Consider the following 14,550-nt stretch of genomic DNA (forward strand, 5'->3'; position numbering starts at 1 on the left):
CGCGGTACGGGGTCGACCGGAGGAGTCACGTGGCAGCCAGCGACCGGGCGGACAAGTCCTCCCGCGAGGAGGCCCTGCTGCGGGCCTCCCTCACCGCCATCGCCCCCGGCACGGGGCTGCGTGACGGCCTGGAGCGGGTGCTGCGGGCCAACACCGGCGGTCTGATCGTGCTCGGCTTCGACAAGACCGTCGAGTCGATCTGTACCGGTGGATTCGTCCTGGACGTCGAGTTCACCGCGACCCGGCTGCGCGAGCTGTGCAAGCTCGACGGCGCCGTGGTGCTGGACAAGGACATCACCAAGATCGTCCGGGCCGGGGTCCACCTGATGCCGGACTCCACCATCCCCACCGACGAGACGGGCACCCGGCACCGCACCGCGGAGCGGGTCAACCTGCAGACCGGGTTCCCGGTGGTCGCGGTCTCGCACTCGATGCGGCTGATCGCGATGTACGTCAACGGCACCCGCCGGGTGCTGGAGGACTCGACCACCGTCCTCTCCCGGGCGAACCAGGCACTCGCCACCCTGGAGCGGTACAAGCTCCGGTTGGACGAGGTGGCCGGCACGCTGTCCGCCCTGGAGATCGAGGACCTGGTGACGGTCCGGGACGTCACCGCCGTCGCCCAGCGGCTGGAGATGGTCCGTCTGATCGCCACCGAGATCGCCGGCTACGTGCTGGAGCTCGGTATCGACGGCCGGCTGCTCTCCCTCCAGCTGGACGAGCTGATCGCGGGTGTGGAGCCGGAGCGCGAGCTGGTCGCCCGGGACTACTTCCCGGAGCGGGCCGCGAAGAAGGGCCGGACGGTCGCCGAGGTGCTGGCGGATCTGGAGGCGCTCACCCACGCCGAACTGCTCGACCTGCAGACCGTCGCGAAGGCGCTCGGCTACTCGGGCTCGCCGGAGTCGCTGGACTCCGCGGTCTCGCCGCGCGGCTACCGGCTGCTGGCCAAGATCCCGCGCCTGCCCAACACGGTGATAGAGCGGCTGGTCGAGCATTTCGGCGGACTGCAGAAGCTGCTCGCGGCCAGCATCGACGATCTGCAGACGGTCGAGGGCGTCGGCGAGACCAGGGCGCGCTCGGTGCGCGAGGGCCTGTCCCGCCTTGCCGAATCGTCCATCCTGGAGCGCTACGTCTGACGGTGCCCCAGCACGTGGGGACGGCCCCCGGGGAGTGCTCCCCGGGGGCCGTCCCGTTCGCGGGCGCGGGCGCCGCGTCGCACACGGCGGCGGGCGGGGCCGTCCGGGCCGCCGGAAACGGCCGGAGCCCCGGCGGGCGCCGGGGCTCCGGTGACGGGGCGTTCGAGGGGTGCTCAGCTCTCCAGGCGGATCGAGGAGCGTGCCGAGACCTGGCCCCCGGAGAGGCCGGTGAGGTCGGCGACCACCAGGTAGGTGCCGGCGGGTGCGGCGGCCGGGTCGGCGGTGGCGCACTGCGGCTTGCTGCGGCCGCGGTCCCAGGTGAAGGTCTCGGTCAGACCGCCGTTCGCCGGGATCTGCGCCCAGTTGCTGCCGCGGTCGCTCGGGCAGTCGCCGGAGGACCAGACGCGGTCGCCGTTGCTGGCCGTCACGGTGATGGCGGAGGCCGTCCGGCCCAGGTCCACCCGGCAGTTGGCGCCGGAGGAGTTGTGGACGGTCAACGTCAGCTTCGGCTTGTCCTTGGGCTGGTAGGAGTTCTGGGCGCCGGCCAGCTCCAGGGTCACCTGGGAGGAGGCGCAGACGGGCAGCGCCATCACCTCGGAGGTGTTCACCGGGGGAGTGCCACCGCCGGTGGTGCCGCCGGCCGCGCCGCCACCACCCGTGGCCGCTCCGCCGGTGGCCGAACCGCCCGTGGCGGACCCTCCGGTGGCCGAGCCGCCGGTGGCGGGGGCCGGGTTGGGCCCGCCGCCGGTGCCGCCGGTGCTGAGGGTGACGTCGCCGCCGCCGGACCCGGAGACGGCGCCCCCGCCCGGGTTGGTGCCGCCCGTCCCGCCGCCGCCGGGGCGCGAGTTGTTCGCGGGGCCGCTCGGCGACGCGCCGGGCGTGATCGCCTGGGCGGGGGGCTGGGAGGACTGGGACGGCGCTGCCTGCGCGGCCTTGTCTGCCGGTCCGTCACCACCACCGCCCTGGTCGGACATCAGCCAGACGAGCAGGGCGACGACCGCGGCGACGGCGACGGCCACGACAAGGCGCCGTCGCCAGTAGATCGAGGCCGGCAACGGTCCCACGGGTTGACGCAAAGAGGGCACGCCCAAACTCTACGAGACAGTGTGTGCCCTGTGACTCACCAACACCGCACACTCGCCCCTTCCTTCACATGATCCGCCATATGAGCCGTTCGGGGGAGGCTCGGGGCAGGCTTTTCGAGGGAATCCGGACTCCACTCCTCCGCTTCGGAGGGCGCCGCGGCCGTGGGAGGATCGAAGGGCCATGGCTGCCATCACCGTCACCCCCGCCGTCCCCGCCCCCGCGTCCGCGACCGCCGCCCCGCCGTCGCTGTCCCTGCCGTTGCCCTTGCTGCACTCGACCGTCCTCGGCTGGTACGACGCCCACGCGCGCGATCTCCCCTGGCGGACCCCGGAGGCCTCGCCCTGGGCGGTGATGGTCAGCGAGTTCATGCTTCAGCAGACCCCGGTGAAGCGGGTGCTGCCGGCCTACGAGGCGTGGCTGGAGCGCTGGCCGACACCGGCCGACCTGGCGGCCGACGCGCCCGGCGAGGCGGTCCGGATGTGGGGCCGGCTGGGCTACCCCCGGCGGGCGCTGCGCCTGCACGGGGCGGCGGTGGCGATCACCGAGCAGCACGGCGGCCTCGTCCCGGACGACCACGCGACGCTGCTGTCGCTGCCCGGGGTGGGGGAGTACACGGCGGCGGCGGTGGCCTCGTTCGCCTTCCGCCAGCGGCACGTGGTGCTGGACACCAACGTCCGGCGGGTGTTCGCCCGCGCGGTGACCGGGGTGGAGTACCCGGCCCAGGCCACCACGGCGGCCGAGCGCCGCACGGCGGCCGCGCTGCTGCCGGACGACGCCGGGACGGCGGCGACCTGGGCGGTCGGTGTGATGGAGCTGGGGGCGCTGGTGTGCACGGCGCGCGGCCCGGAGTGCGGCGGCTGCCCGCTGTTCAGCCACTGCGCCTGGCAGCGGGCCGGCTGCCCGCCGTACGAGGGCCCGGCCCGGCGCGGCCAGACCTACGAGGGGACGGACCGGCAGGTCCGCGGGAAGCTCCTCGCGGTGCTGCGGGACGCGCACGGCGAGGTCGGGCAGGCCCGGCTGGACGCGGTCTGGCCGGACGCGGTGCAGCGGGCCCGGGCGCTGGACGGGCTGGTCGCCGACGGCCTGGTCGAGCCGGTCGAGCAGGGCGTCTACCGACTGCCGCAGTAGCCCGCGCGCCCGGGGCCGGTGAGCGGGGCCGGTGAGCGGGCCGCCGGGCTCCTCCGGTCCGGGGCCGGAGACAGGACGTCCCCCCTCCCGCGGCGGGAGGGGGGACGTCCGGGTGTCAGATCGCGACGGCCTCGACGGTGGGCTCGGCGCCCTTGTCGTCGCCCTTCGCCGGCGAGCCGGCACCGCGCAGCGGCACCTCGCGCATGAACACCGCGGCGGCGATCGAGATCACCGCGACCCCGGCGCCCCAGAGGAAGACGGTGTGCATGCCGTTGGCCACGGCGTGGTGGTACGCGTCCTGGACCGGGGCGGGCAGCTCCCGGAGCGCGGCCGGGCTCAGGGAGCTCGGGTCGCCCTTGCCGCCGCCGTTGGCGGCCGCGTCGCCGAGCCGCTCCTTCATCGTCGCGGTGACCCGGTTGTTGAACAGGGCGCCGAACAGCGCCACACCGAAGGAGCCGCCGATGGTGCGGAACAGCGTGGCGGTGGAGCTGGCCACGCCCATGTCCTTGAGCTCGACGCTGTTCTGCGCCACCAGCATGGTGATCTGCATCAGGAAGCCCATGCCGGCGCCGAGCACCACCATCCAGCAGGCGGAGGTGAAGCTGCTGGTTCCGGTGCCCATGGTGGAGAGCAGCACCATGCCGGCGGTCATCACGATCGTGCCGATGATCGGGTAGATCCGGTACTTGCCGGTCTTGGTCACCGCCTGGCCGACCACCAGCGAGATGACCAGCATGCCGAACATCATCGGCATCAGCAGCAGGCCGGAGTTGGTGGCCGAGGCGCCCTGCACGGTCTGCTGGTAGAGCGGCAGGAAGACGGTCGAGCCGAACATCACGAAGCCGACGACGAAGCCGATCAGCGACACCAGGGTGAAGTTCAGGTTCTTGAACAGGTCGAGCGGCAGCATCGGCTCCTCGACCCGCTGCTCGACGTAGCAGAAGGCGATCAGCGTGGAGGCGGCGAGCGCGGCCAGGCCCAGGATCTGCTTGGAGCCCCAGGCGTACTCCTGGCCGCCCCAGGTGGTGATCAGGGTGAGCGCGGTGATGCCGGTGGTGAGCAGGATCGCGCCGAGGTAGTCGATGCGGGCCTTGCTGCGGACCTTCGGCAGCTTCAGGGTGACCATGACGACGGCGAGCGCGATCACACCGAGCGGCAGGTTGATGTAGAAGGTCCAGTGCCAGCTCAGGTGGTCGGTGATGAAGCCGCCGACCAGCGGGCCGCCGATGGTGGCGAGCGCCATCACCGCGGCGAACATGCCCTGGTACTTGCCGCGGTCGCGCGGCGGGACCAGCGCGCCCATGATCGACATCACGCCGACCATCAGACCGCCGGCGCCCAGGCCCTGGAGGGCACGGAAGCCGATCAGCTCGTTCATGTTCTGCGAGAGGCCGGAGAGGGCCGAACCCGCGAGGAAGATCACGATCGAGGTGAGGAAGGTGCCCTTGCGGCCGTAGAGGTCGCCGAGCTTGCCCCAGATCGGGGTGGAGGCGGCGGTGGCCAGGGTGTACGAGGTGACCACCCAGGACAGGTGCTCGGCGCCGCCGAGGTCACCGACGATCGTCGGCATCGCGGTGCCGACGATCAGGTTGTCGAGCATGGCCAGCAGCATGGTGACGACCAGGCCGATCATGACCAGGCGGATCTCACGGGGGGAACGCGGGGGCTCCTCCTCGGCCGTCTTCGTTTCCGGTGCCGGGGTGTCGGCCTTGGGTTGTGACATGGGGTGGTGTCTCCCGGACTGGAGGCGGACGACCGTTCTGGCCTGCACACGGCTTACTTACTTGTCGCCCGGCTAGTTTGTGGACCGTCGGCACGGTAGGTTGTCCACTAGCCGGTCGTCAAGCCAGTTTCTCGGCAGGCCCACCGGGCGGGGAGAATGAGTTCGGACAGGCGTTGGACCGGCGCCCGCCGAACGCAGCAGCCGCAGCAGTCACCGACGCAGTCAACGAGGCAGGCCATGGGTACGACGCACAGCCCCCGCAGCGACACCCGGGCCCGTATCGTCGCGGTCGCACTGGAGCTCTTCTCCGAACAGGGGTACGAGCAGACCTCGCTGCGGGAGATCGCCGACCGCCTGGGCGTCACCAAGGCCGCGCTCTACTACCACTTCAAGACCAAGGACGACATCGTCCACGGCATCGTGCAGAGCATGGCCGCGCCGATCGACGACACCATCGCCTGGGGCCGCGACCAGGCCTGGACGCCCGCGCTGCGGGACGAGCTGATCCGGCGGTTCGCGGCGGGCATGTCGGAGCGGGCCCCGCTGCTGCGCTTCTTCCACGAGAACCAGCCCGCGCTGCGCGACTCGCCGGCCGGGGGGGAGTTCAAGGAGCGCATGATCGCGATGGTCCGGCTGGTGCACGGCCCGGGCGCCACCTTCGAGGACCGGCTGCGGGCCGCGATGTCGCTGTTCACCATCAACTCGGCGCTGTTCCTGGTCAAGCAGGACGCCTCCGAGTGCAGGGAACCCGGCCACATCCCGGAGAACGCGGTGCCGGCGGCCACCGTGGAGGAGGCGATGGCCGCCGCGCAGCGGGTCGCGCTGGAGATCGGCGCCCTGGTGAACCCCCCGGCGCACGTCTGACCGGCCCGCCGGCCCACGTCCGGCCGGCCCACGACGCCCGAGGGGCGGACCGACCCGGTCCGCCCCTCGTCGTTCGCCGCGGCCCCGCCGGCCGGTGACCTCGTGCGCCGGCGGTCCCGTGCTCAGAAGCCGGTGACCCCGTGCCCGGAGAGGTAGGCGATCGGGTTGACCACCGCGCCGTAGTGGTTGCTGGAACGGATCTCGAAGTGCAGGTGGGGCCCGGTCGAGTTGCCGGTGTTCCCGGACCGGCCGATCTGCTCGGCGGCCGACACCCGGTCGCCCGCCGACACCGAGATCGACGACATGTGCGCGTACTGGGCGTACCGCCCGTCGGCCAGGCGCAGCACGACCTCCTTGCCGTAGGCGCCGTCCCAGCCGGCCGACACGACGGTGGCGTTGCCGACCGCGAGCAGCGGGGTGCCCGGCTTCACCGCGAAGTCCACCCCGGTGTGGTAGCCGGCGGCGTACTCCGGGTTGGCCACGCCGTACGGGTTGCTGGTCGGCGCGCCCGGCACCGGCGCGGACCACTCCGGGGCCGGGGCGGGCGCCGGGGCGGGCGCGGGAGCCGGGTCGGGGGCGGGTGCCGGCGCGGGGGCCTGCTCCGGGGCCGGCTCGGGCGCGGGGGCCTGGTCGGCGGAGGGCACGGGTGCGGCCGGCGGCTCCGGGGGCAGCAGGTTGGCGGCCACCGCCACGTACTCCTGCGCCGAGGCGTGGTCGTGCGGGAGCTGGTACGCGCTCGGGCCGGCGACCTGCACCGGCGCGGCGGCCGGCACCGCGTCCGGCGAGGCGGTGAAGGCCGAGCTGCCGGGGGTGGTGGGGACGACGGTCTGCGCCGAGGCACTGCCCGGGGCGGCGACCAGCAGGGCGCCGGACAGTATCACCGCGCTCGCGCCGATCGCGGTGACGGTGCGGTGGCGATCGGTCCGGAGCCCGCCGCCGGGCAGGGTGTGGCGGGGGACGGTGAGCGTGCGCAGCGGAGCGGCGTGGGTGCGGACGGCCTGGCCGAGCCTGGGCTGCCAGGCCGCCGCCTGGGTCGCCGCGAGGGCGGCGAGGCGGCGGAGGGCCGGCCCCATGGGCGGGACGGAAGACATCGGGTAGCTCAACCTCACGGACGTACGGGGGCAGCACAACGAGCCCGTTCGGGCGTGCTGAGCGGGGGACCACTCAGGTGTAACCGTCACCGAGCGGACTCCCAAACGGTGTGACGTACTACGGCGTGTAGTCAGCGTTGCGCCGGAGATTCAAGCTGACGGAGTAACGATCATGTGATCCGACAGTCTGTTCATGGCCCGGGCGTCCCCGGGGCCCGCCGTCCCGCACTACTACCGCCGCTCGTACGACGGTGGGCGCTTGTGACCAGTGCCACCCGGCCCGGGGGTTTGGCGGCCGCCGGGTGGGGCCCGTCGTGTCCGTACCGCTGACCCGGGGCCCTCGCTGCGGGACCATCGACGCATGTATCCCAACAGGAGCGAAGAGACCGAAGGCAGCCGCGGACCCAGCGTCCAGGAGCGCCGTTACGCCGCACTGCGCGCCTGCGAACGGCTGCTCTCCGGCACACGGCCGCGAAGCCTGCGCGAGCGGCTCGCCGCCCTGGCCGAGGAGGGCGAGCGCGCGTACGACCTGGACCGCCGGCCGGACCAGTACGGCGACGGCGTGGTGCGGGCCCTGGAGCAGCGGGTGGCCGGGCTGCTCGGCACCGAGGACGCGGCGTTCTTCCCCACCGGCACGATGGCCCAGCAGGTCGCGCTGCGGATCCACGCCGAGGCCGCCGGGGTGCCGACGGTGGCCACGCACCCGCTCGGCCACACCGAGCTGCACGAGCGGCACGCGCTGGCGCAGCTCAGCGGGCTGCGCAGCGTCTGGCCCACCACCGCGCCGCGCCTTCCGACGGTGGCCGAGCTGCGGGCCTTCGACGAGCCCTATGCCGCGATGATCCTGGAGCTGCCGCTGCGCGAAGCCGGGTTCGTCCTGCCGTCCTGGGAGGACCTGCTGGCCGTGGCCGCGGTGGTCCGGGAGGAGCACGGCGCCGCGCTGCACCTGGACGGGGCCCGGCTCTGGGAATCGGTGGTCCACTTCGGCCGCCCGCTGCCGGAGCTGGTCGCACCGGCCGACTCGGTCTACGTCTCCTTCTACAAGACGCTCGGCGGGATCAGCGGCGCCGCGCTGGCCGGCCCGGCCGCCTTCGTCCGGACCGCCAAGGCCTGGCGGCACCGCTACGGCGGCCAGCTCTTCCAGCAGTGGCCGGCCGCGCTGGCCGCGCTGACCGGCCTGGACCGCGAACTGCCGCGCCTGGGCGCGTACGTCGCGCATGCCAAGACCGTCGCGGCGGCGCTCGCCGAGGGCTTCGCGGGTGTCCCGGGTGCCCGGGTCCACCCGGCCACGCCGCACACCCACCAGTTCCAGCTCTGGCTCCCGCACACCCCCGAGGAGCTGGACCTCGCGGGTCTGCGGCTGGTGGAGCGGACGGGGTCGGCCCTGTTCGGGGCCTGGCGCGAGCAGGGCCTGCCGGGGTTGTCGATGACGGAGGTCACGGTGGCCGCGGACGCGCTGGAGTGGACCGCGAAGGACGTGGCGGACGCGGTGGACGCCTTCCTCGCGCTGCTGCCGGAACGGCCCCGCTGACCGGAGGCCGGGCGGCCGGGGGCCGTCGCGCGGGCCGTCGCGGACAAGAGTCCGGCCCGCCCCCGCGGGTGCGGGGACGGGCCGGACGGGTGTATCAGGGGTGCCTGGTCAGAGGCTGATCGTCACTGCTCGATTCGATCAGTTGTCGACCGGGCGGACACGGATCCAGGTCTCGAGGTAGTTCGAGGACTCGTTCTCGACCTCGATGCTGGTGCCGGTCTTCGGGACGATGACGCTGCTGTACGGGTTGTCCTTCGACCAGTACGACTTGAGGTCGCTGAACTCGTCGATGCCCTTGGCCTTCGGGACGACCGTCTCGACGCCGTTCTTGTGCAGCGACAGGCTGTCGACCTTGCGCGAGCCGAAGGTCGAGTCGTAGCCCTGGATGCGCGGGCGCATCAGGGTGCCGTCGGTCCACTTGAGCGGGGTCGGGTGCGAGTCGATCGGGAGGATCAGACCGGAGCCCGGGTGGTTGGTGACGTTGTTGTCACTCTGGGAGGTGTCCCACAGCCAGATCAGCAGACCCTGCTGGTAGGGGTAGTGCTCCACCCAGTTCGGCTTGGTGTTGGCGAAGCCGAAGTTGTACGGGCCGGTCTTCAGGGTCCGGTCGTACGAGATGTGCTGGCGGTTCTCGGCGATGTAGTACTGGGCGTAGTCGTTCGAGAACTCACCGGTGATCCGGGAGAAGCCCTTGGCGGCCCAGCCGTTGTCGCCGTTCTCGGCACCGTCGGTGAAGACGGTGGCGCCGTCGGCGGTGATGGCGATGTCGTCCAGGGCCAGGCCCTTGAGGTGCAGACCGCCGTCGGTGGTGTAGTGGAACCGGACCTTGACGGCCTTGCCCGCGTAGGCGTCCAGCGGGAACGACAGGTCGCCCCACTTGTTGCCCGAGTTGCCGGTCAGGCCGGCCTTGTTGGCGGCGTTCTTCGGGATCGCGACCCCGTTGAAGGTGCCGTCCAGGGCGGCCCAGTTGGCGCCGCCGTCGGTGGAGACCTCGGCGTAGCCGTAGTCGAAGTCCTGCTCGATGTCGTACCAGCCCTTGGCCGTCAGCGCGCCGGCGGTCTTGCCGGTCAGGTCGACGTCACGGGTCAGCGACACGTTCAGGTCGTCGGCGCTGCCGCTCCACCACTCGTTGGCACCCGCGAACGGGGTGTTGATCGTGGTGGTGACCTTCTTCTTCGGAAGGTCGACGACCAGCGCCTGCGGCAGGGCGGTGTTGAACTCCACCGGGCCGATGTGGTGGGTCGACTCGGTGCCGGCCTTGGCCTTGTCGTACTTCAGCCAGCCGAGCTGGAGCTTGCTCCAGGCGTCGAGGTCGTTCGGCATGTCACCGATCGAGTTCTTGCCCTCGCCGAGCCAGGAGCCGGAGGACATCAGCGACCAGAAGCCGACCGAGTTGTCGATCCCGCTGCCCGAGGTGTCGTACAGGTCCGGCAGGCCCAGGTCGTGGCCGTACTCGTGGGCGAAGACACCGAGGCCGCCGTTCTCCGGCTGCATGGTGTAGTCACCGATCCAGATGCCGGTGGAGCCGACCGGGGTGCCGCCGAGCAGGTTGTCGGCGGGGCCGGTCGAGCCGGCCGCGGTGCCGTAGACGTACGAGCGGTGGGCCCACAGCGCGTCAGTGCCCTGCTTGCCGCCGCCCGCCGACTGGTCCTCACCGGCGTGCACGATCTGGAAGTGGTCGATGTAACCGTCGGGCTCGTTGAAGTTGCCGTTGTGGTTGTAGTCGTACCGGTCCCACTGGTCGTACTGCGCGATGGTGGCCTTGATCTGAGCGTCCGTCTGGCCCTTGGCCTTCTGGTCGGCGACCCAGGCGTTGATGCCGTCGCGGATCAGGTCCTGCGCGTTGTTGCAGACGTGCTGGCCGCAGTAGTCCGAGCCGTAACGGGCCTCGTTCCACGGCACCTTCACCCAGTCGGTGACCTGGCCGTCCACGGTGTAGCGGCCCGAGGACTGCTTCTCGTAGAAGGTCTTCAGCGAGTCCTGGGTCTTGCTGAAGTACATGTCCTGGTAGTGCTGCTGGTTGTAGTCAGGCTGCCAGAGCGTCGAGTTGTTGGTCGCCGCGTCGGGCTTCTCGATCTGGTTGTGCTGCGGACCCGGGGTCCCGCCGAACTTGACCTTGCCGTCCGGCGTCTTCGTGGTGCTGTCCACCTGGTCGCTGAAGTCGACCAGGATGGTGAAGATCTTGTCCGTACGCTCACGGGCGAGCTCGACGTACTTGTCCTTGCCCAGCTTGATGCTGGTGCTGCCGCCGTGCTCCTCGACCTTCGCGGTGCCGGCGAGCAGCTGCTCGGTGGCGGCCTTCTGCTCGGCCTCGACCTTCTCGGTCAGCGGGCCCGGCAGGTTGTGGTCGGTCTTGACCGACTGGACCGCGTCGGCAGGGTCGTTCGGGACGGGTGCCGAGCCGGCCGCGCTGGCCACGCTCGGGAACAGACCCGCACCCAGAGCGGCTATGACCGCCCCGGCCGTGGCGGCCGCGGCGGCTTTCCTGGTCATCTTCAACGTTGTGACGTCCTCCCCAAACCGGTCCGGCTCTTGGCCTTCCGGTAAACCAATGAAAGACAGGTGGACGACATTTGATCCAAGCGTGGACGGAAAAGATAGACCTTGACCGTGACATGGCTACAGCGCTATGCTCCGCGACCCACTATCAACTGACGATCCGTCAACATCATTGGCATTAAAGATGGCTGCTCAGTCGATCGCACCCACACCGCCGCCCGAACAGGCCTCCCACCTGCGAGCCCGTGGGGTGGATCACAGCTTTCGCCACCGGACGTAAAACGTCTGGGCCCCCGGCGCGAACGCCGGGGGCCCAGATTGTGTGCTGTTATCTGTTAACTGTTACTACTTCGTCAGGTCCGGACCGGACGAGGCCACCGCGGCCGGAGTGTCCGCGACCGCGGACTTCTCCTCGCCGCGGAAGGTGAACTTCGCTTCCTTGCCCTCGCCCTCGACACCGACGACCACGATGTGGCCGGCCCGCAGCTCGCCGAAGAGGATCTTCTCGGAGAGGTGGTCCTCGATCTCGCGCTGGATGGTGCGGCGCAGCGGCCGGGCACCCAGCAGCGGGTCGTAGCCGCGCTTGGCGAGCAGCTTCTTGGCCTCGATGCTGAGCTCCAGGCCCATGTCGCGGTCCCGGAGGCGGCCGTCCACCTTGTCGATCATGAGGTCGACGATCTGGATGATGTCTTCCTCGGACAGCTGGTGGAAGACCACGATGTCGTCGACGCGGTTCAGGAACTCGGGGCGGAAGTGCTGCTTGAGCTCCTCGCCGACCTTCGCCTTCATCCGCTCGTACCCGGTGGTGGAGTCACCCGTGGCCGCGAAGCCCAGGTTGAAGCCCTTGGAGATGTCCCGGGTGCCGAGGTTGGTCGTCATGATGATGACGGTGTTCTTGAAGTCGACCACGCGGCCCTGGGAGTCGGTCAGGCGACCGTCCTCCAGGATCTGCAGCAGCGAGTTGAAGATGTCCGGGTGGGCCTTCTCCACCTCGTCGAAGAGGACGACGGAGAACGGCTTGCGGCGGACCTTCTCGGTCAGCTGGCCGCCCTCCTCGTAGCCCACGTAGCCGGGGGGCGAACCGAAGAGCCGGGAGACGGTGTGCTTCTCCGAGAACTCGGACATGTCGAGCGAGATGAGCGCGTCCTCGTCGCCGAAGAGGAACTCGGCGAGCGTCTTGGACAGCTCGGTCTTACCGACGCCGGACGGGCCGGCGAAGATGAACGAGCCGCCGGGACGCTTCGGGTCCTTGAGGCCCGCGCGGGTGCGCCGGATGGCCTGGGAGAGCGCCTTGATGGCGTCCTTCTGGCCGATGACGCGCTTGTGCAGCTCGTCCTCCATGCGCAGCAGCCGGGAGGACTCCTCCTCGGTCAGCTTGAAGACCGGGATGCCGGTGGCGGTGGCCAGGACCTCGGCGATGAGCTCCTCGTCGACCTCCGCGACGACATCCATGTCGCCGGCCTTCCACTCCTTCTCGCGCTTGGCCTTGGCCTGCAGGAGCTGCTTCTCGTCGTCGCGCAGGGACGCGGCCTTCTCGAAGTCCTGCGCGTCGATCGCGCTCTCCTTCTCGCGGCGCACGTCGGCGATCTTCTCGTCGAACTCGCGCAGGTCCGGCGGCGCGGTCATCCGGCGGATGCGCATCCGGGAGCCGGCCTCGTCGATCAGGTCGATGGCCTTGTCCGGCAGGAAGCGGTCCGAGATGTAGCGGTCGGCCAGGGTGGCGGCGGCGACCAGGGCGGCGTCCGTGATGGAGACCCGGTGGTGGGCCTCGTAGCGGTCGCGCAGGCCCTTGAGGATCTCGATGGTGTGCGGCAGCGACGGCTCGGCGACCTGGATCGGCTGGAAGCGGCGCTCCAGCGCGGCGTCCTTCTCCAGGTGCTTGCGGTACTCGTCGAGCGTGGTGGCACCGATGGTCTGCAGCTCGCCGCGGGCCAGCATCGGCTTGAGGATGCTGGCGGCGTCGATGGCGCCCTCGGCGGCGCCCGCGCCGACCAGGGTGTGCAGCTCGTCGATGAACAGGATGATGTCGCCGCGGGTGCGGATCTCCTTGAGCACCTTCTTCAGGCGCTCCTCGAAGTCACCGCGGTAGCGCGAGCCGGCCACCAGGGCGCCCAGGTCCAGCGTGTAGAGCTGCTTGTCCTTGAGCGTCTCCGGGACCTCGCCCTTGACGATCGCCTGGGCCAGGCCCTCGACCACGGCCGTCTTGCCGACGCCGGGCTCACCGATCAGCACGGGGTTGTTCTTGGTGCGGCGGGACAGCACCTGCATGACCCGCTCGATCTCCTTCTCGCGCCCGATGACCGGGTCGAGCTTGGCCTCGCGGGCGGCCTGGGTGAGGTTGCGGCCGAACTGGTCCAGGACCAGCGAGGTCGACGGGGTGCCCTCGGCGGGGCCGCCGGCCGTGGCCGACTCCTTGCCGCCGCCGGTCTGGTAGCCGGACAGCAGCTGGATGACCTGCTGGCGCACCCGGTTGAGGTCGGCCCCGAGCTTCACCAGGACCTGGGCGGCGACGCCCTCGCCCTCGCGGATCAGGCCGAGCAGGATGTGCTCGGTGCCGATGTAGTTGTGGCCGAGCTGCAGGGCCTCCCGGAGCGACAGCTCCAGGACCTTCTTCGCCCGGGGGGTGAAGGGAATGTGACCGGACGGGGCCTGCTGGCCCTGGCCGATGATCTCCTCGACCTGCTGGCGAACGGCCTCAAGAGAAATCCCGAGGCTCTCCAGGGCCTTAGCGGCGACACCCTCACCCTCGTGGATCAGACCCAGGAGGATGTGCTCGGTGCCGATGTAGTTGTGGTTGAGCATCCGGGCTTCTTCCTGAGCCAGGACGACAACCCGCCGCGCGCGGTCGGTGAACCTCTCGAACATCGTTTATCGCTCCTCAGAGCGGTCGGGCAGTTCGGGGTCGGTCCCCGCCCTGTCCTTCCGCATGCTAGTCCCGCTCAGCGGCGCGGCCCACGGATTCACTCCCCGGTACGGGAGCGACATGCTGCGCGACCAGCCGACACCAATCCCAACCTGATGCTGGGAGACGGTGTTCCCACAGGTGGGCCGGATGCACCAGATACCGCTACGCCATCGGCGAACAACACCGGCCTGGGCGGATCCGGACGGTCTCCGGCGGGTCGCACGTACTGCCCCGGACGGTGCCCTGGGCGCCGTCCACCTGCATTCATACCCGGTATCGGGGCGGTTCTCGCGCAGTTTCCGCGGTGGCGGTGTTCGCCTGGCGAGAAGTCGGCCGGCGGTGACGGTGGGTCAGCTCCGACCGTCGGGGTCGGTAGGCCATCCCGGTGGTGTCGGCGTTACCGCTTCGCCCCTACAGCGTTGCACAGCTCGTGATTGTTCCGCCGCCCGTTCCGGTGCTGCCCGGCCGGGTGCCCGAAGGGGCGCCCGTGCCCGGGGCCGCCGCCGTGCCCGCGGGGCCGGCCGGACGGGCCGGACGATCCGGACGGGCATGCGCCGCAGGGCGCGGAGAAGATTCCTCCGCGCCCC

The 14,550-nt window shown here is 71.0% G+C and carries 9 protein-coding genes; 4 read left to right on the top strand and 5 right to left on the bottom strand.

The features are described from left to right. The first annotated feature begins 29 nt into the window (after positions 1-29). Positions 30-1,136, top strand: a complete 1,107-nt coding sequence (gene disA, locus ACIQTO_RS02860; RefSeq protein ID WP_402381974.1) for a DNA integrity scanning diadenylate cyclase DisA — start codon at positions 30-32, stop codon at positions 1,134-1,136. A 173-nt stretch (positions 1,137-1,309) separates the two neighbouring features. Here disA and ACIQTO_RS02865 read toward each other — a convergent pair whose 3' ends face one another. Next, positions 1,310-2,200: a hypothetical protein gene (locus tag ACIQTO_RS02865; protein WP_402381977.1), complete on the bottom strand. Its 891-nt coding sequence runs from the start codon at positions 2,198-2,200 to the stop codon at positions 1,310-1,312. A gap of 202 nt (positions 2,201-2,402) precedes the next feature. Between ACIQTO_RS02865 and ACIQTO_RS02870 the strand changes: the two genes are divergently transcribed. Beyond that, positions 2,403-3,350, top strand: a complete 948-nt coding sequence (locus tag ACIQTO_RS02870) for an A/G-specific adenine glycosylase (protein ID WP_402381980.1) — start codon at positions 2,403-2,405, stop codon at positions 3,348-3,350. Positions 3,351-3,465: 115 nt separating this feature from the next. On the opposite strand, the gene ACIQTO_RS02875 is transcribed toward ACIQTO_RS02870, so the two are convergent. Then, positions 3,466-5,073: an MDR family MFS transporter gene (locus ACIQTO_RS02875; RefSeq protein ID WP_402381983.1), complete on the bottom strand. Its 1,608-nt coding sequence runs from the start codon at positions 5,071-5,073 to the stop codon at positions 3,466-3,468. Positions 5,074-5,310: 237 nt separating this feature from the next. Here ACIQTO_RS02875 and ACIQTO_RS02880 point away from each other — a divergent pair, with 237 nt between their 5' ends. Then, entirely contained in the window at positions 5,311-5,937 is a 627-nt protein-coding gene (locus ACIQTO_RS02880) for a TetR/AcrR family transcriptional regulator (RefSeq protein WP_402381986.1), read from the top strand. A gap of 122 nt (positions 5,938-6,059) precedes the next feature. Here ACIQTO_RS02880 and ACIQTO_RS02885 read toward each other — a convergent pair whose 3' ends face one another. Then, complete coding sequence (locus ACIQTO_RS02885; protein ID WP_402381989.1) at positions 6,060-7,010, bottom strand: M23 family metallopeptidase; 951 nt, start codon at positions 7,008-7,010, stop codon at positions 6,060-6,062. A 379-nt stretch (positions 7,011-7,389) separates the two neighbouring features. Here ACIQTO_RS02885 and ACIQTO_RS02890 point away from each other — a divergent pair, with 379 nt between their 5' ends. Then, positions 7,390-8,559 carry a threonine aldolase family protein gene (locus ACIQTO_RS02890; RefSeq protein ID WP_402381992.1) on the top strand — a complete coding sequence of 390 codons (1,170 nt, stop codon included), beginning with the start codon at positions 7,390-7,392 and terminating at the stop codon, positions 8,557-8,559. A 138-nt stretch (positions 8,560-8,697) separates the two neighbouring features. Here the strand turns inward: ACIQTO_RS02890 and ACIQTO_RS02895 are convergent, their stop codons facing one another. Together ACIQTO_RS02895 and ACIQTO_RS02900 are read right to left on the bottom strand one after the other, a co-directional pair. Next, positions 8,698-11,052: an immune inhibitor A domain-containing protein gene (locus ACIQTO_RS02895; RefSeq protein ID WP_402381994.1), complete on the bottom strand. Its 2,355-nt coding sequence runs from the start codon at positions 11,050-11,052 to the stop codon at positions 8,698-8,700. Positions 11,053-11,403: 351 nt separating this feature from the next. Next, complete coding sequence (locus ACIQTO_RS02900; RefSeq protein ID WP_329488353.1) at positions 11,404-13,923, bottom strand: ATP-dependent Clp protease ATP-binding subunit; 2,520 nt, start codon at positions 13,921-13,923, stop codon at positions 11,404-11,406. Positions 13,924-14,550: the final 627 nt, after the last annotated feature.

Origin of the sequence: Kitasatospora sp. NPDC091207 (genome assembly GCF_044768625.1) — a bacterium.
Classification (GTDB): domain Bacteria; phylum Actinomycetota; class Actinomycetes; order Streptomycetales; family Streptomycetaceae; genus Kitasatospora.

Excerpts from the sequence above, each read along its gene's own strand:
- ACIQTO_RS02870 (WP_402381980.1), top strand. The coding sequence starts at position 2,403 with ATGGCTGCCATCACCGTCACCCCCGCCGTCCCCGCCCCCGCGTCCGCG.
- ACIQTO_RS02875 (WP_402381983.1), bottom strand. The coding sequence starts at position 5,073 with ATGTCACAACCCAAGGCCGACACCCCGGCACCGGAAACGAAGACGGCC.
- ACIQTO_RS02880 (WP_402381986.1), top strand. The coding sequence starts at position 5,311 with ATGGGTACGACGCACAGCCCCCGCAGCGACACCCGGGCCCGTATCGTC.
- ACIQTO_RS02885 (WP_402381989.1), bottom strand. The coding sequence starts at position 7,010 with ATGGGGCCGGCCCTCCGCCGCCTCGCCGCCCTCGCGGCGACCCAGGCG.
- ACIQTO_RS02890 (WP_402381992.1), top strand. The coding sequence starts at position 7,390 with ATGTATCCCAACAGGAGCGAAGAGACCGAAGGCAGCCGCGGACCCAGC.
- ACIQTO_RS02895 (WP_402381994.1), bottom strand. The coding sequence starts at position 11,052 with ATGACCAGGAAAGCCGCCGCGGCCGCCACGGCCGGGGCGGTCATAGCC.
- ACIQTO_RS02900 (WP_329488353.1), bottom strand. The coding sequence starts at position 13,923 with ATGTTCGAGAGGTTCACCGACCGCGCGCGGCGGGTTGTCGTCCTGGCT.